General features: G+C 64.3%; 17 protein-coding genes. 6 read left to right on the top strand and 11 right to left on the bottom strand.

All coding sequences use genetic code 11. The features are described from left to right. Positions 1-20: 20 nt before the first annotated feature. Both LZ536_RS02080 and LZ536_RS02075 read left to right on the top strand, forming a co-directional pair. Positions 21-1,166 (top strand): iron-containing alcohol dehydrogenase, encoded by a 1,146-nt coding sequence (locus tag LZ536_RS02080; protein ID WP_249846644.1) that lies wholly within the window; start codon positions 21-23, stop codon positions 1,164-1,166. Next, positions 1,163-1,594 carry an acyl-CoA thioesterase gene (locus LZ536_RS02075; protein ID WP_249846643.1) on the top strand — a complete coding sequence of 144 codons (432 nt, stop codon included), beginning with the start codon at positions 1,163-1,165 and terminating at the stop codon, positions 1,592-1,594. The genes LZ536_RS02080 and LZ536_RS02075 overlap by 4 nt, the downstream gene beginning before the upstream one ends. Here LZ536_RS02075 and LZ536_RS02070 read toward each other — a convergent pair. Beyond that, positions 1,591-2,556 carry an NAD(P)H-dependent flavin oxidoreductase gene (locus LZ536_RS02070; RefSeq protein ID WP_249846642.1) on the bottom strand — a complete coding sequence of 322 codons (966 nt, stop codon included), beginning with the start codon at positions 2,554-2,556 and terminating at the stop codon, positions 1,591-1,593. The two genes, LZ536_RS02075 and LZ536_RS02070, sit on opposite strands and share 4 nt — an antisense overlap. A gap of 73 nt (positions 2,557-2,629) precedes the next feature. On the opposite strand from LZ536_RS02070, the gene LZ536_RS02065 reads away from it, so the two are divergent. Further along, positions 2,630-3,682, top strand: coding sequence for an SDR family oxidoreductase (locus tag LZ536_RS02065; protein WP_249846641.1), 1,053 nt, complete (start codon positions 2,630-2,632; stop codon positions 3,680-3,682). Here LZ536_RS02065 and msrA read toward each other — a convergent pair. From msrA to LZ536_RS02015, 10 genes are all read right to left on the bottom strand, one after another. Then, entirely contained in the window at positions 3,679-4,317 is a 639-nt protein-coding gene (gene msrA / locus LZ536_RS02060) for a peptide-methionine (S)-S-oxide reductase MsrA (RefSeq protein WP_249846640.1), read from the bottom strand. The two genes, LZ536_RS02065 and msrA, sit on opposite strands and share 4 nt — an antisense overlap. Positions 4,318-4,362: 45 nt before the next feature. Further along, positions 4,363-6,069, bottom strand: a complete 1,707-nt coding sequence (locus LZ536_RS02055) for a response regulator (protein ID WP_249846639.1) — start codon at positions 6,067-6,069, stop codon at positions 4,363-4,365. 1 nt (position 6,070) lies between these two features. Next, entirely contained in the window at positions 6,071-11,458 is a 5,388-nt protein-coding gene (locus tag LZ536_RS02050; protein WP_249846638.1) for a HAMP domain-containing protein, read from the bottom strand. 169 nt (positions 11,459-11,627) lie between these two features. Beyond that, positions 11,628-12,611 carry a DUF2891 domain-containing protein gene (locus tag LZ536_RS02045; protein ID WP_249846637.1) on the bottom strand — a complete coding sequence of 328 codons (984 nt, stop codon included), beginning with the start codon at positions 12,609-12,611 and terminating at the stop codon, positions 11,628-11,630. Then, a complete protein-coding gene (locus LZ536_RS02040; protein ID WP_249846636.1) occupies positions 12,608-13,561 on the bottom strand; it encodes a DUF979 domain-containing protein in 954 nt (317 codons plus the stop codon). Before LZ536_RS02040 ends, LZ536_RS02045 begins: the two co-directional genes overlap by 4 nt. Next, positions 13,558-14,232, bottom strand: coding sequence for a DUF969 domain-containing protein (locus LZ536_RS02035; RefSeq protein ID WP_249846635.1), 675 nt, complete (start codon positions 14,230-14,232; stop codon positions 13,558-13,560). The genes LZ536_RS02040 and LZ536_RS02035 overlap by 4 nt, the downstream gene beginning before the upstream one ends. Further along, the gene (locus LZ536_RS02030) at positions 14,229-17,771 is read right to left on the bottom strand and encodes a hydantoinase B/oxoprolinase family protein (protein ID WP_249846634.1); all 3,543 of its coding nucleotides are present in this window, start codon (positions 17,769-17,771) and stop codon (positions 14,229-14,231) included. Before LZ536_RS02030 ends, LZ536_RS02035 begins: the two co-directional genes overlap by 4 nt. Next, positions 17,768-18,685, bottom strand: a complete 918-nt coding sequence (locus LZ536_RS02025) for a Gfo/Idh/MocA family protein (protein WP_249846633.1) — start codon at positions 18,683-18,685, stop codon at positions 17,768-17,770. The genes LZ536_RS02030 and LZ536_RS02025 overlap by 4 nt, the downstream gene beginning before the upstream one ends. Further along, on the bottom strand, positions 18,682-19,305 hold the full coding sequence (locus LZ536_RS02020; protein WP_249846632.1) for a 2-dehydro-3-deoxy-6-phosphogalactonate aldolase: 624 nt from the start codon (positions 19,303-19,305) through the stop codon (positions 18,682-18,684). The genes LZ536_RS02025 and LZ536_RS02020 overlap by 4 nt, the downstream gene beginning before the upstream one ends. Continuing rightward, complete coding sequence (locus LZ536_RS02015) at positions 19,305-20,174, bottom strand: 2-dehydro-3-deoxygalactonokinase (RefSeq protein WP_249846631.1); 870 nt, start codon at positions 20,172-20,174, stop codon at positions 19,305-19,307. Before LZ536_RS02015 ends, LZ536_RS02020 begins: the two co-directional genes overlap by 1 nt. Positions 20,175-20,201: 27 nt before the next feature. Here LZ536_RS02015 and LZ536_RS02010 point away from each other — a divergent pair, with 27 nt between their 5' ends. Genes LZ536_RS02010 through dgoD form a run of 3 tightly spaced genes read left to right on the top strand, consistent with a single transcriptional unit; the run spans position 20,202 to position 23,549 of the window. Next, positions 20,202-21,086 carry an SMP-30/gluconolactonase/LRE family protein gene (locus LZ536_RS02010; RefSeq protein WP_249846630.1) on the top strand — a complete coding sequence of 295 codons (885 nt, stop codon included), beginning with the start codon at positions 20,202-20,204 and terminating at the stop codon, positions 21,084-21,086. A gap of 28 nt (positions 21,087-21,114) precedes the next feature. Continuing rightward, positions 21,115-22,398 (top strand): family 1 glycosylhydrolase, encoded by a 1,284-nt coding sequence (locus tag LZ536_RS02005; protein WP_249846629.1) that lies wholly within the window; start codon positions 21,115-21,117, stop codon positions 22,396-22,398. Beyond that, positions 22,398-23,549 carry a galactonate dehydratase gene (dgoD, locus tag LZ536_RS02000; protein WP_249846628.1) on the top strand — a complete coding sequence of 384 codons (1,152 nt, stop codon included), beginning with the start codon at positions 22,398-22,400 and terminating at the stop codon, positions 23,547-23,549. The genes LZ536_RS02005 and dgoD overlap by 1 nt, the downstream gene beginning before the upstream one ends.

The raw sequence follows: 23,549 nt of genomic DNA, 5'->3' as shown, positions 1-23,549 counted from the left end.
CACCGCCTAATGGTCGCATCATGCGGCCATTCACCTTCCACCCGGGCCCACGCCTGATCGCCGGTCACTCCCTGCACGAGCGGCTGCACGAGTTGTTGCCGGAAGGTCCGTGCCTACTCGTGACCGATGCCGGTGTGCGCGGGCTTGGGCTCGCTGATGGTTTCATCGATGGGCTGAATGCGAGCGGAAGGCCGACCTCGGTCTTCGACCGCGTCGAGGCCGACCCGTCCAAGGAAACCTTGCTTGCGGCCGTCGATGCGGGCCGATCCGCCGGCGCGGCCTCGGTGGTTGGCTTTGGCGGCGGTAGCCCGATGGATGTCGCCAAGCTGGCCGCCTACCTGCTCGGGTCCGGCGACGATCTCGACAGTATCTGGGGCGTCGATATCGCCAAGGGCCGGAAGCTGCCTTTGCTGCTGGTGCCGACGACCGCGGGCACGGGATCCGAAGCGACGCCCATATCGGTCATCACCTGCGAGAATGGCGTAAAGCTCGCGGTTAATGCGCGGCCTCTGACGGCGGACTGGGCGCTGCTCGATCCGGATTTGACGGTCGGACTTCCGGCGCATGTCACGGCAGCGACCGGCATCGACGCCATCGTCCATGCGGTGGAGGCCTACACCTCGGCACGCCTCAAGAACCCGCTGTCCGATGCCCTGGCGCGCGAGGCGCTGAGGTTATTGTCCGAAAACCTGCTGACAGCATGCCGCGAGCCCGCCAATCGCGATGCGCGATCGGCCATGCTGCTTGGGGCGCACCTTGCCGGTATCGCCTTTTCCAACGCACCGGTCGGCGGCGTGCATGCTTTGGCCTATCCGCTCGGCGGCCTGTTCCATTTGCCGCATGGCCTCAGCAATGCGCTGATGCTCCGCCCGGTGCTCGAGCATAATGCCGAAGCCGCGCGGGAACTCTACGCCGAGCTGGCCCCCATCCTCGATCCCGCGCTGGAACAGGTTGGCAGCCAGGCCCAGGCCAAGGGTTTCATCGACAATGTCTGCACACTTGCGGCGGACACCGGCGTCAGCCTGCGCCTCCGCGACCATGGCATTCCGGAGGCCGAAATCCCGACCCTGGCGCGGGAGGCGATGAAGCAGACCCGCCTGCTGGTGAACAATCCCTGCGCGATCGAGGAAGCGGACGCCCAGCGTTTGTACGAGGCCGCCTGGTGAGCAGGCCTGAGCCGCGCCCGCGCTCGGCCTATCGCGCGTGGCGGACAATCCCGACACGCTGGGCGGACAATGACGCCTACGGGCACGTCAACAATGTCGTCCACTACGCCTGGTTCGACACGGCCGTGAATGCGTGGCTGGTCGAGGCAGGGCTGCTCGACATCGCGCACGGCGACCCGATCGGCCTCGTCGTCGAGACCGGCTGCCGCTACTTCGCGCCTTTAAGCTTCCCGGAAAGCGCCGATGTCGGGATTGCCGTCGAGCGCCTGGGGTCGAGCAGCATTACCTATCGCCTCGGCATATTCGCCGAAGGGTCGGATGCTGCCGCGGCGGAAGGTGAGTTCACCCACGTTTACGTCGACCGGGCCAGCCGCCGTCCCAAGCCGTTGCCCCAGGAGTGGCGGGCGAAGCTGGAAATCCTGCTCTAGCCGCAGAGCGCGGCCTTGGCCTCGTCATATTCGCGCGCCAGGCGGTCGACGAGGCTCGCGGCCGGCACCACTGCATCAACGGCGCCGATGCCCTGACCCGATCCCCAGATGTCGCGCCACGCCTTGGCGCCGCTAGCAGATTCGAAGTTCATCGCATTGGGGCCGGGCGGCGGCAGATTGTCAGGATCCATACCCGCAGCGACAATCGATGCGCGCAGGTAATTGCCGTGGATGCCGGTGAAGAGCGCCGAATTGACGATATCGGCCGCCGAGGCATCGACGATGCCTTGCTTATATTCCTCGCTGGCCCGCGCCTCGGGCGTCGCGATGAAGGGCGAGCCGATATAGGCGAGGTCCGCGCCCATGGCCTGGGCGGCCAGCACGGCGCGCCCGTTGGCGATCGCGCCGGACAGCAAAAGAGGACCGTCGAACCAGCGGCGGATTTCCTGGACGAGGGCAAAAGGCGACCAGCGCCCGGCGTGACCGCCCGCGCCGGCGGCGACAGCGATGATTCCGTCCGCGCCCTTTTCGATCGCCTTGCGGGCGTAGCGGTCGTCGATAATGTCGTGGAGCGTGATGCCGCCCCAGTCATGAACCGCATGGTTCAAATCCTCGCGCGCTCCCAGGGACGTGATGACGATCGGCACTTTCCATTTGGCGCAAGTCTGCATGTCGGCTTCGAAGCGGTCGTTGGAGCGATGCACGATCTGGTTGACCGCGAACGGCGCCGATGGCCGGTCGGGATGGTCGCGGTCATGCCCGGCAAGCGCTTCGGTAATCTCGTGAATCCACTCGTCGAGCTGGCTCTGTGGCCGGGGGTTCAGGGCTGGGAAGCTGCCGACAATGCCCGCCTTGCACTGGGCGATGACCAGTTTCGGGTTGGAGACGATGAACAAGGGTGCGCCGACCACAGGCAGGCGCAAGCGCGAGAGGACTTCAGGCAGCGGCTTCGGTTGGAGCACTTGGAACCCTCCCGCAGGCGATGGATCGTTTCGCCGGGCTAGCCTTGCTGGTTCATCGAACGCAAGCGGGCGATTGACAGAGGCGAGGGCGCTGACCACTGCAACAGCCATGGAGTTCCTGCGCGCCGACCTGTTCGATCAGCTAAGATCGGAGCCCCGGCGCTGGCTGGTCACCGGCGCCGCCGGTTTTATCGGCTCCAACATTGTCCAATGCCTGTTGAGCGCCAACCAGGACGTCGTCGGCTTCGACAATTTCTCCACCGGCCACCAGCGAAACCTCGATGAGGCCGCGGACGGCGCCGGATACGGGCAGCTGAGGATGATCACCGCCGACATCCGCGACCGCGATGCCTGCCGGGCGGCGGTCGAAGACGTCGATATCGTTCTTCACCAAGCAGCGCTGGGCTCGGTGCCGCGTTCAATGGCCGACCCTCTGACTAGTCACGACGTCAATGTCACCGGCTTCATCAACCTGCTCGACGCCGCGCGGCAGGCGGGGGTGCGGCGGTTCGTCTATGCCGCTTCCAGCTCGACCTATGGCGATGAGCCCGACCTGCCGAAAGTCGAGGATCGGATCGGCAATCCACTCTCGCCTTATGCCGCGACCAAGCGCATCAACGAGGTTTACGCGGCCGCCTACACGAAGGCGTTCGGCATCAAGGCGACGGGCCTTCGCTACTTCAACGTCTTCGGGCCGCGCCAGGACCCGGACAGCGCCTATGCCGCCGTTATCCCCAAATGGGTCAGTGCGATGCTGCGCGACGAGGAGGTCGTCATCAACGGCGATGGCGAAACCAGCCGCGACTTCTGCTTCGTCGCCAATGCGGTGCAGGCCAATATCCGTGCCGCCTTTGCGACGGATGAGGCGCAAGGCGAGGTCTACAATGTCGCATTCGGCGAACGCACCAGCCTCAACCAGCTATTCGGCTTGCTCCGCGAGGGGCTGGGCCGGCACCAGGTCCATTATTCGCGCGAACCGGCGCACGCCGACTTCCGTCCCGGCGACATGCGCCATTCGCTCGCCGATATCGGCAAGGCGGAGCGGCTGCTGGGCTATGAGCCGACGTACAGCATCGGCCAGGGCATCGAAGAAGCCTTGCCCTGGTATATCGAGCGCTTCCGCTAGCCCTTCACCAGCTGCGGCATCAGCTGCGCCAGGGCACGCACCTTCGGAACGTCATGGGCGACGATGTACGGATAGTTCGGGTTCCGGCGCATGAAGTCCTGGTGATAGGCCTCCGCGGCGAAGAAGGGGCCGTTCTCCAGTTTCGTCACGATCGGCCTGGCGAAGGCGTGAGCCGACGTCAGCTGGGAGATATAGGCCCGCGCCACGTCCGCCTGCGCCTTGGTCTGCGGGAAGATTGCTGAACGATAGCTGGTGCCGACGTCCGGCCCCTGGCGGTTCAGCTGCGTCGGGTCGTGCGCCACCGAGAAATAGACCCGCAGCAGCGTGCCGTAGCTGACGACCTTGGGATCGTAGGTGATGCGGACGGCCTCGGCGTGCTTCGTGACTTCGCTGCTGACGCGCTCATAATTGGCGTCTTCACGGCTGCCCCCGGCATAGCCCGAAACGACATTGCTGACGCCCTTCACGCGCTCGAAAACCGCCTCCAGCCCCCAGAAGCAGCCGCCGGCGAGGACGGCCGTTTGCTGGCCCGCGGCAGGCGGGTCGAGCCGGGCGGCAGGAACAACGCGTTCCGTGGCGCTCGCGGACGAGCAGGCGGCAATGGCAATGAACGCAAGGCTGAGCAATCGGCGCATATAGAGATCTCCTGGCGCCCATATAGGTTTGGCCCCGCAACGATTCTAGACGACGGGCAAACCTATTTCCGCAGGCGTCGGATCGCCGGGAGCGACAACAGCGATCATGTGCGCCAGGTCCTCCAGAGTGAAGGGCTTGGCGAGAATGGCGACATCGTCCGGCCGCTCCCCGATCGCCTCGTTCTCGGCATAGCCGGTGATGATCAGCGCCGGCAGTTCCGGGCGAAGTTTGCGTACCGCATCGACCAACTGGGTCCCCGACTGGTGGGGCATCGCATAATCGGTAACGAGCAGGTCCCAGTCGGCGAGCTTGCCGCTCAATAATTGCATCGCATCGGTATAATTGGCGGCATCGAGGACGCTGTGACCCAGCTCTTCCAGCATGCCGAATGTTGTCGCGCGCACCTCGTCATGGTCGTCGACCAGAAGGACGCGCAGCGGGCGGCTGGCCTTCAGGATCCTCGGCTGGGTTTCCCTCGCCTCGACGACCGTCGCCATGGAGCGCGGCAACCAGATTTCCGCGCGCGTTCCCTTGCCGACCTTGCTCGTCAGTCGGAAGGCGCCGTTCGACTGGCTGGCGAAACCGTAAACCATGCTGAGGCCAAGGCCGGTGCCTTTGCCGGCTTCTTTCGTTGTAACGAAGGGCTCAAGCACCTTTTCGATCATCTCGGCCGCAATCCCGCAACCGCTGTCGACGACGGCCAGGACGACGTAATCGCCCTTGGCCAGTTCGTCCTCCCGGGATCGGGCGACGCTCTTGTTTTCCGCCGTCACCTGGATCGTGCCACCGTCGCTCATCGCATCGCGGGCGTTGATGATGAGGTTCATGATCGCCAACTCGAGCTGGGCCGGGTCGGCGAATGCGTGCCAAAGATCATCGCCGATCTGCCAGTCGAGCTGGTGGCGGCCGCCAAGCGTCGGCGACATCAGGCCGGTCACGGCATTGGACAGGGTCTTCACGTTGATATCGGTAGGCTGCAGCTGCTGTCGCCGGGCGAAGGCGAGGAGGCGGCGTACCAGGTCCGTGCCCTGCTCGGCGGCGCGGCGCGTCATGACCATGATTTCCTGGGCCGACTCCGGCAACTCGGCGCGACGCTCGATCAGCCGCAGGCCGCCGATCACCGCCGCCAGCAGATTGTTGAAGTCATGCGCGACGCCACCGGTCAGCTTGCCGATCGCATCCATCTTCTGCGCGTGGAACAGCTGCGCCTCCGCCTTGCGCAAATCCTGTTCGGCCTTGAGTCGCTCGGCATTGGCCCTGAGGTTGGCGTCGAGCAGCGCCTGCTCCTGCTGGGCCTTGCGCTCGATCTCCTGGGTCTTGGCGAACAAATCGACGAACACCGCGACCTTGGAGCGAAGCACGACCGGGTCGACCGGCTTGAAGACATAGTCGACCGCGCCCATCGAATAGCCGCGGATGAGGTGCGCCGTTTCCTTGTTCACCGCGGACAGGAAGACGATGGGGATGCGCTTGCTCTGCTCGCGCTCGCGGATGATCTGCGCGGTCTCGTATCCATCCAGGCCAGGCATGTAGACATCGAGCAGGATGACCGCGAACTCACCCTTGAGCAGCTGACGAAGCGCCTCCTCGCCCGACTTGGCAGTGACGACCTCGCCAATGTCCTCGAGCACGGTGCTGATCGCGAGCAGGTTCTTCTCGTCGTCATCGACGACCAGCACGCGCGGGATATCTTCCCTTGCTTCGTCCGGCTTCAACCCTGCCGGCTTGGTTCGTGAACGCTGCGCCAACATGTTACTCGGCCGCCTCCGGGACCAAGGCGGCCTTTGGGCCGGATTCCCGCGCCCGCCCGACCCAGACGCGGAGCAGGGCCAGCAGCAGGTCGATGTCGACAGGTTTCGCGATATAGTCGGACGCTCCGGCGTCGAGACACTTCTGCCGGTCTCCCTTCATCGCCTTGGCGGTGACGGCGATCAGCGGCACCTCGGCCAGTTCTTCGCGGCTGCGGATCTGCTGCATCGTCTCGTAACCGTCCATGTCGGGCATCATGATGTCGATCAGCGCAACGTGGATGCCAGGCGTTTGCTCCAGGATGAGGATGCCGTCCTTGCCGCGCTCTGCGTGCAGCACCTCGACGTCATAACTCTCGAGCACGCTGGTCAAAGAATAGATGTTGCGGATGTCGTCATCGACGATGAGGATCTTGGCGCCGGCGAGTTCAGGGACATTGTGCGTAGCTGGTGTGGCCGTTTCGTCAGCCGCGGTTTCGCGACGGCGCTTGCGCGGCTTTTGCTTGGCGACATGGTCCTTGAGCTTGGTGAAGACCGCGGCCAGTTCCTTGTCGTCGGCCGGCTTTTCCGTGATTCCGAATGCGCCCATTTCGAGCACGGAATCGATGCGGTCGACACCGGAGATGACGTGGATCGGCAGGTGGCTGGTCTCCGGGTCGTGCTTCAGCAAATCGAGCAGCACGAAGCCGTCGATGTCGCTGAGCCCGAGGTCCAGGGTGATGGCATTGGGCTGGAGCTTGCGCGCCATCGTTAGGGTGCCCGCGCCAGCGGTGGAGACCACGCCCTTGAATCCTGCCTCTCGGGCGAGGTCGAGCAGGATCGAAGCAAAGGTCGGGTCGTCCTCGACGATCAGCACGAACGCGTCGTTGCCGAGGTCGTCGCGGTCGTCGCTCACTTCGTAGCCGGTCGGCAACGCCGTCGGCACGACCGCGCCGCTATTGTCGTAGCGGGCAGGGGTCGCTGCCGTCGCCGCGTTCGGTACCGGCGCCACCTGCAACGGCACGAACAGGGAGAAGGTCGAGCCTTCGCCCGGCTTCGATTTCACCTTCAGCTCACCGCCGATCAGGCGGGCGATTTCGCGGCTGATGGAGAGGCCAAGGCCGGTGCCGCCATATTTGCGGCTGGTCGTACCGTCGGCCTGCTGGAAAGCCTCGAAGATGAGCTTCTGCTTGTCCTCGGGAATGCCGATGCCGGTGTCGGTGACCGAGATTTCGATCGCCTGCTCCGCGGTGCGCAAGACCGGATGGCTTGGGCTCCAACCGCTCGCCGCAAGGTGCACGCCGAGCGTGACGCTGCCTTGCGAGGTGAACTTGAAGGCGTTGGATAGCAGATTGAGGACGACCTGCTGCAGTCGCTTGTCGTCGGTGCGGATGGTGTCCGGAAGGTCGGCATCGAACTCGACACGGAAGTCGAGCGCCTTGTCGGTGGCCAGCTGGCGGAACGTGCGCTCCATGTGCTGCTTCAGGTTGCGCATCGGCATGTCGCCGATCTCGATCGACACCGTGCCGGACTCGATCTTCGACAGATCGAGGATGTCGTTGATGAGGCTCAGCAAGTCCGAACCCGCCGAGTTGATCGTCCGCGCGAATTCGGTCTGCTTGTCGTTGAGGTTGCCTTGCGGATTGTCCGCCAGCAGCTTCGACAGGATCAGCAGGGAATTGAGCGGCGTCCTCAGTTCGTGGGACATGTTGGCCAGGAACTCGGACTTGTACTTGGAGGTAAGGGCGAGCTGCTCCGCCTTCTCCTCGACCGCGCGGCGGGCCATTTCGATTTCGATATTCTTGGCTTCGACCTGCTTCTTCTCGTTCTCGAGGAGCTGGGCTTTCTCCTGAAGCTCCTCATTGGTGTTGTGCAGTTCTTCCTGCTTGGTCGTGAGCTCGGTCTGTCGCGCCTGGAGCTCCTGGGTGAGAAGCTGCGACTGGGTCAGCAGGCCTTCGGTGCGCATCGTCGCGGCAATCGTGTTCAAGACGATGCCGACCGATTCCATCAGCTGGTTCAGGAAGCTCTGGTGAGTCTCATTGAACTCGTTGAACGAGGCCAGCTCGATGACCGCGCGCACTTCATCCTCGAACAAGGCGGGGAGGATAGTGACGTTGCTCGGCGTCGCAGCGCCAAGGCCTGATCCGATGCGCAGGAAGTCGGGCGGGACATCCTTCAGCAGGATCGGTTTCTTGTCGGCCGCGGACTGTCCGATCAGCCCTTCGCGAAGCTTGAACTCACGCTTCAGCTGGTCGGGGCTCTCGGCGCCGTAGCTCGCGACCAGCTCCAGCTTGGTATCGTCTTCGTCGCGCTGCGTGACGTAGAAGACGCCGTACTGCGCACCGACCAACGGCGCGAGTTCCGACATGATGAGGTTCGACACTGTCGCCATGTCGCGTTCGCCCTGAAGCATGCGGCTGAAGCGGGCGAGGTTGGTCTTGAGCCAGTCCTGCTCGGCATTTTTGAGAGTCTGATCCTTCAGGTTGCGGATCATCTCGTTGATGTTGTCCTTGAGCGCCGCCATTTCGCCCTGCGCCTCGACGGCGATGGAGCGGGTGAGGTCGCCCTTGGTCACCGCGGTCGCCACTTCGGCGATCGATCGGACCTGGTTGGTCAGGTTCGCGGCCAGCTGGTTCACGTTGTCGGTAAGGTCGCGCCACAGGCCGGCGGCGCCCGGCACGCGGGCCTGTCCGCCGAGGCGACCTTCGATGCCGACTTCGCGGGCCATGTTGGTCACCTGGTCGCCGAAGGTCGACAAAGTCTCGATCATGAAGTTGATGGTTTCGGCCAGCGCCGCGATTTCGCCCTTGGCGTCCAGCGTCAACTTGCGACGGAGGTTGCCCTGCGCCACCGCGGTCACGACCTCGGCGATGCCGCGGACCTGGTTGGTGAGGTTGGTCGCCATCAGGTTGACGTTGTCGGTCAAATCCTTCCACGTGCCGCCGACGCCCGGCACCTTGGCCTGGCCGCCCAGCTTGCCCTCGGTGCCGACCTCGCGGGCGACGCGCGTCACTTCCGACGCGAAGCCGTTGAGCTGGTCGACCATGGTGTTGATCGTGTTCTTGAGGGCGAGGATTTCGCCCTTCACGTCGACGGTGATCTTCTTCGACAAGTCGCCGCGCGCCACGGCGGTGGTCACGTCGGCGATGTTGCGGACCTGGCCGGTCAAATTGTCGGCCATCAGGTTGACGTTGTCGGTCAAGTCCTTCCACGTGCCGGCAACACCGCGCACCTGCGCCTGGCCGCCGAGCTTGCCTTCCGTGCCGACCTCGCGCGCAACACGCGTCACCTCGGAAGCGAATGAGTTCAACTGGTCCACCATCGTATTGATGGTGTTTTTGAGCTCGAGGATTTCGCCTTTCACGTCGACTGTGATCTTCTTGGAAAGGTCGCCCAACGCCACCGCAGTCGTCACTTCGGCGATGTTGCGGACCTGACCCGTCAGGTTCGCGGCCATGAGGTTCACGTTGTCGGTCAAGTCGGCCCAGGTTCCGGCGACGCCTTCCACCTGCGCCTGACCGCCTAGCTTGCCTTCCGAACCCACTTCGCGCGCCACGCGGGTCACTTCGGATGCGAAGGAGTTGAGCTGGTCCACCATGACGTTGATGGTGTCCTTGAGCTCAAGGATTTCGCCCTTCACGTCGACGGTGATCTTCTTCGACAAGTCGCCGCGGGCGACCGCCGTGGTCACTTCGGCGATGTTGCGGACCTGGCCGGTCAAGTTGGCGGCCATCAGGTTCACATTGTCGGTCAAATCGGCCCAGGTGCCGGCGACGCCCTCAACCTGCGCCTGACCGCCAAGCTTGCCTTCCGTACCGACTTCGCGAGCAACGCGGGTCACTTCGGATGCGAAGCCGTTGAGCTGATCCACCATCGTATTGATCGTGTTTTTGAGCTCGAGGATCTCGCCCTTCACGTCGACGGTGATCTTCTTCGACAAGTCGCCGCGCGCCACGGCGGTGGTCACCTCGGCGATGTTGCGGACCTGTCCGGTCAGATTGCCGGCCATCAGGTTCACGCTGTCCGTCAAGTCGGCCCAGGTGCCGGCGACGCCTTCCACCTGCGCCTGGCCGCCGAGCTTGCCTTCCGAGCCCACTTCGCGGGCAACGCGCGTCACCTCGGAGGCGAAGCCGTTCAGCTGGTCCACCATGACGTTGATGGTGTCCTTGAGCTCGAGGATTTCGCCCTTCACGTCGACGGTGATCTTCTTGGACAAGTCGCCCTTGGCGACGGCGGTCGTCACCTCGGCGATGTTGCGGACCTGGCCCGTCAGGTTCGCGGCCATGAGGTTCACATTATCGGTCAAGTCGGCCCAGGTGCCTGCGACGCCGGGAACCTGCGCCTGGCCGCCCAATTTACCTTCGGTGCCGACCTCGCGGGCAACGCGCGTCACTTCCGACGCGAAGCCGTTGAGCTGGTCCACCATGACGTTGATGGTGTCTTTCAGCTCCAAAATTTCGCCGCGCACGTCCACTGTGATCTTCTTGGACAAGTCGCCGCGCGCCACGGCGGTCGTCACCTCGGCGATATTGCGCACCTGGCCGGTGAGGTTCGCGGCCATCAAGTTGACGTTATCGGTCAGATCCTTCCACGTACCGCCGACGCCTTCGACGCGCGCCTGGCCGCCCAATTTACCTTCGGTGCCGACCTCGCGGGCCACGCGGGTCACTTCGGATGCGAATGAGTTCAACTGGTCCACCATCGTGTTGATGGTGTTTTTGAGCTCGAGGATTTCGCCCTTCACGTCCACCGTGATTTTCTTGGACAAGTCGCCGCTGGCGACGGCGGTCGTCACCTCGGCGATGTTGCGCACCTGGCTGGTGAGGTTGGTCGCCATGGCGTTGACGTTGTCGGTGAGGTCCTTCCAGGTGCCGGCAACGCCCTTCACGTTCGCCTGGCCGCCCAGCTTGCCCTCGGTGCCGACTTCGCGCGCCACGCGGGTCACTTCGGATGCGAAGGAGCCGAGCTGCTCCACCATCGTATTCACAATCTTGCCGATGCGCAGGAATTCGCCACGCAATGGGCGCCCGTCGATCTCCACGACCATGGACTGCGACAGGTCGCCCTTGGCGACCGCCCCGATGACGCGCGCGACTTCGGCCGTCGGCTGCACCATGTCGTCGATCAGCTCGTTGACGGCGCGCAGTTTGGTTTCCCAGCCGCCGCTGGCGCCGCGGACGCGGGCGCGCTGGCCGATCTTGCCTTCCTTGCCGACGACCTGGCTGAGACGTTCAAATTCTTGCGTGATCTGCTGGTTGAGCGTCACGACCTCGTTGAACAGGGTCGCGACTTCCTGGTCGACGTCGTCTGAGTCCTCGGGCAGCCGGACGCTGAAGTCGCCGCGACGGAGCGCGCGCAACGCAGACACAAGCCGACGACGGTCGACGAACTCACGCGGGGGGTTGGCGTTCACCGGCTGAATCCTTCGCTAAGCTACTCTCCCCCCACCCAGGATGAAGGCAGCCCCCCGGCTGCCGGAGCGCTCAACATAGCAAAGGCCAAGCCATTGACTAGATACAATTATTTCCCGGCCCCCGCTCGTTACGCGCCTGTTTCAAACAGTCGTGCTTAAGGAATGTTCCCTAGAGAATGGCGAGGAGCGCGAAACTGACGAGCCAGTGCTCGCCCATATAGTCGCCGGCGAGGTGGGGCAGGGCCGCAGCCAAGTGCTGTTCGCAAGCGCTCTCGACCCGAGTTTTCGCTTCCCCTTCAAGATGTTGGGCAAGTATCCTCCAACACCATGAGCGGCTGAGATTGACCCCGTCTAGGTGTGCGATCTTGCCATCGCTGCGATCGCTGACGAAGGCCGGGGTGAACAGCGAGATTGGTTCACCTTGGGACAATCGCGGCAGGAAGGCCGCGAGCCAGTCGCCGAAACGATCGGCGGGCAAAGCGCGGGCCATGCACAAGGCCTCGATCAGGGCCGAGGACAGGAACTCGTCGCCGCCCGGTTCCCAGGCCTGGCAATCCCGGTCGTTCGAATATTTCTCGGCTGCCCAGTCCCGGATCAGCACCGCGAGGCCGGCGTCGAACCGGTCCGCCCATTCCAGCGCCAGGACCAACCCGAAAGCCGTGTTGAAATGGGTGCCGACGCGGATGGGATAGGTGAGCTTCGGGAGGTACGTCTTGAACCGATCGGCAAAGGCGCGGGCCAAGGGCTCGATCAGCGCTGCCCAATGCCTATCGGCATGGCGTGTCGCTTCGAGGTGAAGATAGAGCAGCCAGCCCCAGCCGTAAGGCCGTTCGAAGGTCGCCGAATAAGGCCGGTCGAGAAAGGCCAGTTCAGCCGCGACCTTTACGGGCGTGAAGCTGTCGTCGGCCAGCGAAGCGATCCGCGCGGCTTCCACACTGTTGGGAAACAGCCGCCTGAGCGTCAGCAGGCTCCACCAGCCATGAACGCAACTGTGCCAGTCGAAGCTGCCGAAGAAGATCGGGTGCAGCACGCGCGGCGGCGCGAGGTCGTCATCGCCAAGCAGCACCTGGTCGAGCTTGTGCGGATATTCACGCGTCACATGGCCGAGCGCGATGCGCGCCCATTCGCCGGCGATTTGCGGGTCGAGCTTCATCGGAACGCCAAGAGGTAGATGAGGAGGATGTTGACGACGAGCAGCGGCAGCGCCGTCGCCACCTGCGCGCGGATCACGCCATATTGATCCTTCAATTCCAGCAGCGCCGCCGGCACCAGGTTGAAGTTGGCGGCCATGGGGGTCATCAACGTCCCGCAGAAACCGGCGAGCATGCCGATCGCTCCAATCACGGCAGGATCGCCGTGATAATGCTGGATGAGCAACGGCACGCCGGTCGCCGCCGCCATCACCGGGAAGGCGGCAAACGCGTTGCCCATCACCATGGTGAAGATCGCCATTCCAAGCCCGAAGATGACGACGGTCAGGAAGACATTGCCCTCGGGGATCACCATCCGGCTAAGCGCGCCAATGGCGTCGCCCACGCCCGCAGCGGCGAACAATACGCCCAGCGCCGCCAGCATCTGCGGCAGTACGGCCGCCCAGCCGATGGCATCGATCAGCCTGCGGCCCTCCTGGAACGGGGCGATCGCCGGCGGCTTCAACCACACAAAGATCGTACCGAGCGCCAGCAGGACGCCGAGAGCCAGGAAGACATAGGTCTCGCGCTTCGCCTCGATCCAGCCCGCGCCGCCGAGCGGCGTGTAATTGTAGATCAGGGTACCGACCAACGCCGTGACCGGAATGATAAGAGCGGGCAGGAACAGCTTGTTGCCGAGTTTCTCGGACCAGCCTTGCCGTTCTTCGACCGATGTCGTCGGCGGATAGCTGCGGCCGATGAATCCGAAGCCCGCGAGCCCGGCGAGGCCGAGCACCAGCAGGCCGTTGCCGAAATCGCCGATCAGGTCGCCGGCCAGCAGGCTGAGCGCCATCAAGCCCCAGAAGGCTGCATTGCCGAAACGCTTCGAATGGCTGCGGTCCAGCGCGGACAGGAGCGCGAAGACGGCGAACATCGCGCCCGCGAGCAAATAGAGCCAATGCATGGTGATCATCGGCCGCGCCTCGCGAACCGGCGGTCGAACAACAGCAGCCGCGCGCCATGGATCAGGAAGGCGCAAATCGCCGTCGGGATTGCCCACAAGGCCAAATGCAGTGGCGACAGATTGTAGCCGTAAGTCGACAGGATCTGCTGGATCAGGACGATCGAGCCGATGGCGATGAAGATGTCTTCGCCGAAGAACAGGCCGACATTGTCGGTGGCGGCGGCATAGGCCTTCACGCTCTCGGCCTCGTCATCGCTCAATTCGCCATGCTGCTGCTCAGCGGCGGCGAGGGCCATTGGCGCCACCAAAGGCCGCACGGTCTGCGGATGGCCAGCGGTCGATTGCAGGCCGATGGCCGACGTCGCCTGCCGGTAAATCAGGTAAAAGAGCAGTAATCGCCCGACGGTGGCGCCCTTCATCTTGCGGATCAGGGCGGCGGCGCGCTGCTGCAGGCCGTATCGTTCAAGCAGGCCAATGACCGGCAGAACGATCCAGACGATGGCGATGATCCGGTTGTCGTTGAACGCCTTGCCGAAGGTCGAGACGACTTCGACCGGGCCCATGCCCGCGATCAGGCCGGTGACGATCGCCGACACCGTTACAACCAGCATCGGGTTGAACTTCAGCGCAAAGCCGATGACTACCAGCAATATGCCGATCAGCGGCCAGTAATCGATCATCCTCCCGCTCTCCCAAACCCGCCGCCGCCGGGCGTCTCGATGACGAAGCGGTCGCCGGCACCGACATCGGCCGATTCCGTTGCCGTGAGAACCTGCGTCGAACCGTCCGTGCGCTCAACCCAGTTGCGGCCGGGGAGGGCGTCCTCGCCGCCCTTCAACCCGCTCGGCGGCACGCGACGGCGGTCGGCTAGGATGTTGGCGCGCATCGGCTCCAGGAATGTGACTCTTCGGACCGTGCCGTCGCCGCCCTTGTGCTCCCCTTTGCCTCCCGAACCACGGCGGATCGAGAATTCCTCCAACCGCACCGGCAGCCGCGCCTCCAAGATTTCAGGATCGGTCAGCCGACTGTTGGTCATATGCGTTTGGACCGCGCTCGCACCGTCGAAGTCCGGGCCGGCACCGGCGCCGCCGCAGACCGTCTCGTAATATTGGTAGCGCTCGTTGCCGAAGGTGAAATTGTTCATCGTTCCCTGGCTCGGCGCCAGCCGTCCGGTCGCCGCGAACAAGGTGTCGGTGACGACCTGGCTGGTTTCGACATTGCCGGCGACGACGGCGGCGGGGAAGGCGGGGTTCAGCATCGAGCCCTCGGGCACGATGATCTGGATCGGTCTAAGGCAGCCGTCATTCATCGGGATCACATCGTCGATCAAGGTCCGTACGACGTAGAGCGACGCCGCGCGCACGATCGAGAATGGCGCGTTGAAATTGTCGCCGAGCTGGTCGCTGGTGCCGGTAAAATCGAAGGTCGCCGACCGCGCCGCCTTGTCGATGGTGATGCGCACGCGGACAATCGCTTTATTGTCCATTTCATAGGCGAACTCGCCATCGTCGAGCCGGCCCAGCAGCCGCCGCACCGATTCCTCGGCATTGGCGAGGACATGGCTCATATATGCGGCGACGACTTGCGATCCGTAGTCCTTCGCCGTATCGACCAGCCCTTCCGCGCCGCGGATACAGGCCGCCAGCTGCGCCTTCAGGTCGGAAATGTTGCGGTCCGGATTGCGCGCCGGATGTTCGCCGCTCGCCAGAAGCGCCCGCATTTCCTTCTCTCGGAAATGGCCCTCGTCGACAAGCAATTCATTGTCGATCAGCACGCCTTCGTCGCCGATCGTCCGGCTGTCCGGCGGCATCGACCCCGGCGCGATCCCGCCGATGTCGGAATGGTGTCCGCGCGCCGCGACGAACGCCGACGGCTCGACTTCGTCGCCGTAGAAGACTGGCACGATCACCGTGACGTCCGGCAAATGCGTTCCGCCGCGATAGGGGTCATTCAGCACATAGGCGTCGCCCCGCCTTATGCCGCGTCCGTCGCGTGCCTCGCCGCGCGTGTCGATGATCGTCCGGATGCTCTCGCCCATCGAACCCAGGTGCACAGGAATGTGCGGTGCGTTGGCGATCAGCGCGCCCGACGCGTCGAAAATTGCGCAGGAGAAATCGAGCCGTTCCTTGATGTTCACGCTCGTCGCTGTGGACTGCAGCGCGACGCCCATCTCCTCGGCAATCGCCATGAAAAGGTTGTTGAAAATCTCCAGCCGCACCGGGTCGACACTCGTGCCGATGGCCCGTTCGCGCTGCAGCGGTACTGTTCGCGTCAGGATCAAGGTCCCGTCCGCTCCGCGTTTCGCCTGCCAGCCCGGCTCGACGACCGTCGTCGATGCCACCTCGAGGATCAGGGCTGGGCCGTCGACGCGCTGGTCTGCCGCCAATTCATCCCGCTGGTAAGCAATCCAGCCGTCCGCCTCGACCGGCGACGCCCCCGCACCGGGCGAGGAAGGAGCAAGGAATTCCGTGTCCGTCCCGGCGACCGCTTCGACCGACAGCGTCTCGATGATCGGTTCGTCATCCTCGACATAGCCGAAGCGCTTGCGGTGCAGGGCCTCGAATGTCTCGCGCATCCTGGCCGGTTCGCCGACATCGACTTCGATGGTCGTGTCGCTGCCCGGCGCACGCAGCTTGGCGCGGCGACGGAAGGCGATGCGTGTATCCTCGACACCCTGGTCCACCAGGTCGTGCCTTGCGACCTGCTCCAGAGCGGCAAGCCCGACCGCGAAATCCTCGCCCAATGGCTTCAGCCAGCTGGCGTCGCGGATGCTCTTCAGTTCGGCCAGCCCGATGCCATAGGCCGACAACACGCCCGCGAAGGGGTGGATCAGGATGCGCTCCATGCCGAGCTCGTCGGCGACCCGGCAGGCATGCTGACCGCCCGCGCCGCCGAAACAGGCCAGGGTGTAGCGCGTCACATCATGCCCGCGCGCGATCGAGATTTTCCGGATTGCCGCGGCCATATTGTCGACCGCAATCTCCAGGAACCCTTCAGCAATTGCCTCCAGGCTGCGGCCATCGCCAAGCGCGTCGGCCACCTCCTGCAACCGCGCTCGCGACGCGTCCGCATCCAGCGGCTCGTCGCCGTTCGGTCCGAAGACGTGCGGGAAATGCGCCGGGCTGATGCGGCCCAGGTACAGGTTGCAGTCGGTGACGGTCAGCGGCCCGCCAGCGCGGTAACAGGCGGGGCCGGGGCGTGCGCCCGCGGACTCCGGGCCGACCCGGAAGCGCATGCCGTCGAAGCGGCAGATCGACCCGCCGCCGGCTGCGATCGTGTGGATCTGCATCATCGGCGCGCGGATTCGGACGCCCGCGACCATATTCTCGTCGCCGAGCTCGAAATGCCCGCCGTAGTGCGAGACGTCGGTTGACGTCCCGCCCATGTCGAAGCCGATGAGATGCTCCGCTTCGTGGGGTGCGCTAGCCGCGACCATGCCGACGACCCCGCCTGCGGGCCCGGACAGGATCGCGTCCTTGCCGCGGAAGCTCCACGCATCGGTCAGGCCGCCGTTCGACTGCATGAAATTGAGCCGCGCGTCCGGGCCTAAACCCGCCGCAACCCGGTCGACGTAACGACGCAGGACCGGTGACAGATAGGCATCCACCACCGTCGTATCGCCGCGACCAATCAGCTTGATCAGCGGCGCAACTTCGTAGCTGACCGAAACCTGCGTGAACCCGAGCTCGCGGGCCATGCGGGCGAGGCGCTCCTCGTGACTTCGGTGCTTCCAGCCATGGACGAGGACGATAGCGAGAGCATCGTAACCGGCGTCGCGAAGGGCCTGTAGCTGGCTGCGCGCCGCGTCATCGTCGAGCTTGCGGATAACCGCCCCGTCCGCGCCGATCCGCTCATCGATCTCGATCACCGCCTCGTACAGCATCGAGGGCAGTATGATGTTGCGCGCAAAAATCTCCGGCCGCGCCTGGTAGCCAATCCGCAGCGCGTCCCCGAACCCCTTGGTGATCGCCAACGCCAGCTTTTCGCCCTTGCGCTCCAGCAAGGCGTTGGTGGCGACCGTCGTGCCCATGCGCACTTCGCGCAATGTCCCGCCTTCTTCGGCAAGGATGCGGGCGATGCCCTCCAGCGCCGCATCCTCATATTGGCCGGGATTTTCGGACAGCAATTTACCGACGCGCACAGTACCATCCGACGCGTGGGCGACGATGTCGGTGAACGTGCCCCCACGGTCGATCGCGAACGTCCAGCTGCGCGTCACGTCCGCTCCACAGGATCGGTGCGATGCGTGCGCCCGACCAGCAGGCAATCTGCCACCAGCCTGAGCGGCGTCAGATCGACGTCGCTACGGCGGTTGTCGATCAGGTCAACAAAGCGAGTGTAGACGGACGGATATTCGCCCATGCCTTCGGAAGGCTGGGCGACGCCGTTGACGATGAGGTCCGCGCCACCCTTTTCAAGCCTTACCACCAACCCGTCGTCGGTCTCGACGTGGATCGTCCATTCCTCGCCCTCACTGCGCCGCCAGTCGAGGCTGGCGGAGAGATTGCCGCCGAAGCTCACCTCCGCCGCGATCGGCGTCTGCGCGTTTTCCGGCACCTGCAGGTCCGCCGATTTGACGAACAAAGGCTGCGGCATGATTGCGGTCGCAATCGACAGGGCATTGATGCCGGGATCGAACACCCCGAATCCGCCCGGTTCCCAGATCCAGTCCTGGCCCGGGTGCCATTTGTGGACGTCTTCGTGCCAGATGATCCGAAGCGACGAGACCGTCTTGCCGCTCAAGAGGTCCGCGGCGGCGAACACCGCCGGATTATATCGGGCGTGCCAGGTCGCGAAGAGAGTCACCTCATGTTGCGCAGCAATTACGCGAAATAGCTCGGCCTCGCTGATCGTCGCGGCAGGCGGTTTTTCCAGCAGGATATGGAGTCCTGCCGCCGCGCACTCCTGCGCGATCTCCAGCCTCGGTCCCGGCGGCGTCGTGATCGCCACCGCTTCCAGTCCTTCGACCTCGCGGATCATTTGCCGCCAGTCGGTGAAAGTCCGCGCCACGCCCTGTCCGGACCGGCTCGACGTCGCAAGCAGCTCAAACCGGTCGTTCTTCCCAATCGACGGGACATGCTGGTCGGCAGCGATCTTGCCGTAGCCGATGATCGCAATGCCTATCGGCTTCATCGCGGCAAAGCGGCCACATATGCGCGGGCGCTCTCACGCACCTCATCGACGCTCTTGCCCGGCTTGAAAACGCCCGACCCAAGCCCGAAGCCATTGGCGCCGGCCTCGATCCATGCACCCATCAACTCCGGCTTGACGCTGCCGACCACCAGCAGCGAAATTTCCTTCGGCAGGACCGCCCGCTGCGCCTTTACGTAAGCCGGTGTCGCGGCCTCCGCCGGGAACAGTTTCAGCGCATGCGCACCTGCTTCGATCGCTGCAAAGCCCTCCGACGGCGTGAAGAAACCGGGGCAGGAGACCAGCCCGGCCTCGACCGACGCAGCGATGACGTCCGTGTTGGTGTTGGGCGAAACGATGATCTGCCCGCCAGCCGCCTTCACGTCGGCAACCTGCTGCCGGTTCAGCACCGTCCCGGCGCCGATCAGTGCGCGGTCGCCCATCAGCTTTGCCAGCTTTTCGATGCTCTTCAGCGGCTCGGGCGAGTTCATCGGCACTTCAATGATGCGGATCCCGCTGTCAAATATTGCCTCGCCCACGGCTTCCGCCTCGCCGGGCCTGACTCCGCGGATGACGGTGACGAGCGGGCACATGCCGAAATATTTGTCGAACAGCGGATGCATCAGATTCGTCCTGCTATGGCCTGGATGCCGGCAAGGAAAGCCGCCTCGCCATCAATTTCCTTCGCCTCGCGGCCCGCGACTCCCAGCGCCGCCGCATATAGCCGCGTCAACTCGGGCCGGCCCATCACATAAACCATGCCGTCGCCATGCCGGATGCTCGACCCAACGTCCGCGCCGATCAGCAGGCCGCTAGTATAGTCGGTCGCGTCCTCTTTCCGCCTCCGTCCGAGCAAAACGCCGGCGCGGACCGAGAACAACTCCGCCGTGACAGCATCGCCCTCCAGCCCGCGCCGCACGCCGTCGCAAAAGGCGTCGTCGACCGCCATTTCATCCTTCAGCAGGTCCGACAGGATGCTGTGCGAACGCAGCAGGTTGAACATCTCGCCGGTCATTACCGTCCGGAAGCGCTCAACCCGTCCGCCCTTCAGAGTCACCCATTTGTTGTGCGTGCCGGGGTGGCAGACCAAGGCGTCTCCCGGCACCAGCCCGGCCTCGACCGCGCCCAGCACCTGCACTTCTTCGCCGCGCATGACGTCGGGCGGTTCGCAGGACAGGCCGGGGATGATTGCCGTACGTTCTTCTTCCGCCCAAATCAGCGCCGCTGCGACTTCATCCAGCCCGGCAGGGCAGGGCACATAGGGCGCCTCGACCCAGCCACGGTTCGATCCGACCATGCCCGCCATCAGCATTGGCCAGTCGCCCAAGCGTTCCCGGATCTCCGCGACCGCCGCGGGGAATTCGCTTTTCCCGACCGACAGCACGCCCTTGGCGTCCTCGAACTCCTCAATTAGGCGGCCATTCGCAATCCGCCAGGCGCGGCGGTTGGTCGTGCCCCAGTCAACGGCAATGAAACCTTCTGCCCAGCGCATGCGTCCTCACAACCACGGGAGGCGGCCATGGGTTCACGATTAGCCGAAATAAGCGGTGAAATAAGCTGCGTCGCCGATGTGAAGGCGATTCTCGGCGAAGGCCCCGTCTGGGTAGCGCGCGACGATGCCCTCTACTGGGTCGACATCAACGGCATGAAGGTCTTTCGCCTGCGCGACGGCGACACGGTTTCCTGGGACACGCCGATGAAGATCGGCTCCATCTGGCCGCGAGAGCAGGGCGGTTTCATTGCCGGCACGGAACAGGGCCTCGCCTTCACGCATGATTTCAACCGCTTCAATGTCTTCGCCAACCCGGAAGAGGCACTGCCCGGCAACCGCTTCAACGACGGCAAGACCGACCGTGAAGGCCGCTTCTGGGCGGGGACGATGGACGACAGCGAGCGTCGCGCGGCCGGAAGCCTCTATCGCGTCGGCGTCGACCATTCTGTCACAGCAATCGACAAAGGCTATCGAGTCACCAACGGCCCGGCTTTCAGTCCCGACGGCTGCACCATGTACGAAAGCGACAGCTCTCTGCAGCTCACTTACGCCTTCGACCTCGACGAGGCCGGGAACGCCTCCAACCGCCGCACCTTCATCCAGTTCGGCAAGGGCGATGGCTATCCCGACGGCATGACCGTCGACGCCGAAGGCTGTCTGTGGATCGCCTTCTGGGATGGTTGGTGCGTCCGCCGCTTTTCCCCGGCAGGCGAGCTGCTCCTGAAGCTCGATACGCCCGTCCAGCGCCCGACCAGCGTCGCCTTTGGCGGCGAGGGCCTCGAAACCCTCTTCATCACCTCCGCCAGCCGCGACCTTCAGGGAACCGATCTTGATCGCCAGCCTTTAGCGGGTGGGCTGTTTGCGGCCCATGTCGGCGTTTCGGGGATCGCCGAACTGCCGTTCAGGGGCTGAACCGGGAGAAGTCACAATCGCCAACTTCATGTTTGCGACGGGGATCGAAAACAGCATCCCCACGATCAACAACGGCTCCACGCGCGTCGACCAGATGGAGGCGAGCGACCACTACCGGCGCTGGAAGGAAGACTTCGACTGCGTCGAGGATCTCGGCATCACCTTCCTCCGCTTCGGCCCGCCGCTGCACAAGACGTTCCTCGCCCCAGGCCAGTATGACTGGGAATTCGCCGATTTGACGATGAACGATCTCCTGAGGCGCGACATCACGCCGATCGTCGACCTCTGCCATTTCGGCGTCCCGGACTGGCTCGGCAATTTCCAGAACCCGGACTTCCCGCATCTCTTCGCGACCTATGCCGGCGCCTTCGCCGAGCGTTATCCCTGGGTGCAGCTCTACACGCCGATCAACGAGATGTTCATTTGCGCGGTCTTCTCCGCGAAATACGGCTGGTGGAACGAGCAATTGCAGACCGACCGCGGCTTCGTCACCGCCCTGAAGCACCTCGTCCGCGCCAATGTCCTGGCGATGATGGAAATCCTGAAACATCGCGCCGACGCCATCTTCATCCAGAGTGAGTCTTCCGAATATTTCCATGCCGACAGCCCCGCCGCCATCGGCCCGGCGGAATCGCTCAATTCCCGCCGCTTCCTCAGCCTCGACCTCAACTACGGCCGCCGCGTCGACAGCGAGATGTACGAATACCTCTTGGATAATGGCATGACTCGGGACGAATACCGCTTCTTCCTGCACACCAGGATGAAGCAGCACTGCATCCTCGGTAACGATTACTACCGCACCAACGAGCATCGCGTACACCCCGACGGCCGCACCGAAGCGGCGGGCGAGGTCTTCGGCTATTGCGAGATCACGCGGCAATATCACAACCGCTACCGCCTCCCGATCATGCACACCGAAACCAACCTGCGCGAAGGAGAGACCGGGCAGGAGGCGGTGCAATGGTTGTGGAAGGAATGGGCGAACGTCCTTCGCCTCCGCAACGTTGGTATCCCGACTGTCGGCTTCACCTGGTACAGCCTGACGGACCAGGTCGACTGGGACACCGCGCTTCGCGTCCAGAACGGCAACGTCAACCCGGTCGGCCTCTATGACCTGGACCGCAAGATCCGGAACGTCGGCAAGGCCTATAAGCAGTTGATCCGCGACTGGCGCGACGTACTTCCGGCCTCGTCCATGTGCCTTGCCGTGCCGCTGGTCCCGACCTCTCGCTCGCAATGGCCCGACGCCGCACAGGCTGAGCGGCTCCGCACCGAAAAGCCGGCGGAATCCGGCAATCCCGAGGTCGCCTGATGGCCAAGCCGCTCATCATAGGCCGCATCGAGACCTTCTACGTCCCGCCGCGCTGGCTGTTTGTCCGGGTCGAGACGGAGGACGGCGCTGTCGGCTGGGGCGAGCCGAGCCTCGAAGGCTATGCCGAGGCGGTCGAAGGTGCCTTCGAACCGTTGCGCGACCGTTTCATCGGCCACGATGCCAACCGCATCGAGGACATTTGGCAGATTGCCTATCGCGGCGGCTTCTATCGCGGTGGGCCCGTGCTGATGAGCGCGCTCGCAGGGTTCGAGCAGGCCTTGTGGGATTTGAAGGGCAGGGCGCTCGGCCTGCCGGCGTGGGAGATGCTCGGCGGGCGCCTCCGCGACAAAATCCGCGCTTACGCATGGATCGGCGGCGACCGCCCGCATGAGATTGCCGACGCCGCTGAGGCGCGGGCAGGGCAGGGTTTTTCCGCCGTCAAGATGAACGCGACGGCCGAGCTCGACTGGATCGGCACCCCTAGGCACTTCGACGAGGTCATCGACCGGGTGAAGGCGGCGCAGGCGGCCGGCATGGACGTCGGCCTCGACTTCCACGGCCGTGTCCACCGCCCGATGGCGAAGCAACTCGCCAAGGTCCTCGAACCCCTCGGCCTGCTTTTCATCGAAGAGCCATTGCTGTCAGAGAACCCGGAAGGCCTGCGGCAGATTTCCGAGCTCGTCTCGACCCCCATCGCGCTTGGCGAGCGCCTGTACTCACGCTGGGACTATAAGCCCTTCTTCGAGGCCGGCGCGGTCGACATCATCCAGCCGGACTTGAGCCACGCCGGCGGCATCCTCGAATGCCGCAAGATCGCGGCCATGGCGGAGGCATATGACGTCGCCGTCGCCCCGCATTGCCCTCTCGGACCGCTGGCGCTCGCCTCCTGCCTGCAACTCGCCGCCTGCACGCCCAATGTCGCTATCCAGGAGATGAGCCTCGGCATCCACTACAATGTCGGCGCCGACCTTTTCACCTATTGCAAGCACAAGGAGCAGCTGGAGCCGCAGGACGGCTATCTGCCCATCCCCGAAGGCCCCGGCCTCGGCGTCGACATCGACGAAGACGTCGTCCGCGACCTCCACAAGGACCGCCACCGCTGGCGCAACCCCATTTGGCGGAACAAGGACGGCAGTTTCGCGGAGTGGTAA

This window comes from Sphingomonas alba, from assembly GCF_023516555.1.
Classification (GTDB): Bacteria; Pseudomonadota; Alphaproteobacteria; order Sphingomonadales; family Sphingomonadaceae; genus Sphingomicrobium; species Sphingomicrobium album.
The sequence above is the reverse complement of the archived record's forward strand: the minus strand, read 5'-3'. Positions and strand labels throughout refer to the sequence as shown.

Bases quoted from the DNA above. Each gene is read 5' to 3' on its own strand.
- LZ536_RS02080 (WP_249846644.1), top strand. From the start codon at position 21: ATGCGGCCATTCACCTTCCACCCGGGCCCACGCCTGATCGCCGGTCAC.
- msrA (WP_249846640.1), bottom strand. From the start codon at position 4,317: ATGCGCCGATTGCTCAGCCTTGCGTTCATTGCCATTGCCGCCTGCTCG.
- LZ536_RS02055 (WP_249846639.1), bottom strand. From the start codon at position 6,069: ATGTTGGCGCAGCGTTCACGAACCAAGCCGGCAGGGTTGAAGCCGGAC.
- LZ536_RS02045 (WP_249846637.1), bottom strand. From the start codon at position 12,611: ATGAAGCTCGACCCGCAAATCGCCGGCGAATGGGCGCGCATCGCGCTC.
- LZ536_RS02040 (WP_249846636.1), bottom strand. From the start codon at position 13,561: ATGATCACCATGCATTGGCTCTATTTGCTCGCGGGCGCGATGTTCGCC.
- LZ536_RS02035 (WP_249846635.1), bottom strand. From the start codon at position 14,232: ATGATCGATTACTGGCCGCTGATCGGCATATTGCTGGTAGTCATCGGC.
- LZ536_RS02025 (WP_249846633.1), bottom strand. From the start codon at position 18,685: ATGAAGCCGATAGGCATTGCGATCATCGGCTACGGCAAGATCGCTGCC.
- LZ536_RS02020 (WP_249846632.1), bottom strand. From the start codon at position 19,305: ATGCATCCGCTGTTCGACAAATATTTCGGCATGTGCCCGCTCGTCACC.
- LZ536_RS02015 (WP_249846631.1), bottom strand. From the start codon at position 20,174: ATGCGCTGGGCAGAAGGTTTCATTGCCGTTGACTGGGGCACGACCAAC.
- LZ536_RS02010 (WP_249846630.1), top strand. From the start codon at position 20,202: ATGGGTTCACGATTAGCCGAAATAAGCGGTGAAATAAGCTGCGTCGCC.
- LZ536_RS02005 (WP_249846629.1), top strand. From the start codon at position 21,115: ATGTTTGCGACGGGGATCGAAAACAGCATCCCCACGATCAACAACGGC.
- dgoD (WP_249846628.1), top strand. From the start codon at position 22,398: ATGGCCAAGCCGCTCATCATAGGCCGCATCGAGACCTTCTACGTCCCG.